Genomic DNA, 203 nt, shown 5'->3' with positions numbered 1-203 from the left:
TTGTCCAGGTTCAGGTTTTCGAACTTCCACGCATCCGCGCCGCTGACGGCATCGATGGCATTCACCACCGGCTCGTTCGCGCCGACATAGACGTTATCCGGGGCGGTCGCAGTGGCCGAGCCGGTGGTGCTGTTCGCGGGCACAATGACAGTGGTGCCATCGGTCAGCTTGAAGTACAGCTCTGCGTGGTTGTTGATCGGCAG

At 61.1% G+C, this 203-nt stretch carries 1 protein-coding gene; it reads right to left on the bottom strand.

All coding sequences use genetic code 11. The features are described from left to right. Positions 1 to 203, bottom strand: a 203-nt coding sequence (locus tag ABI582_RS28795; RefSeq protein ID WP_442121009.1) for an immunoglobulin-like domain-containing protein, incomplete at both ends; no start/stop codon positions are given.

The organism is Pseudomonas sp. SAS7 (assembly GCF_052112345.1).
Taxonomy (GTDB): Bacteria; Pseudomonadota; Gammaproteobacteria; order Pseudomonadales; family Pseudomonadaceae; genus Aquipseudomonas; species Aquipseudomonas putida_Q.
This window is presented reverse-complemented; position numbering and strand designations above follow the sequence as displayed.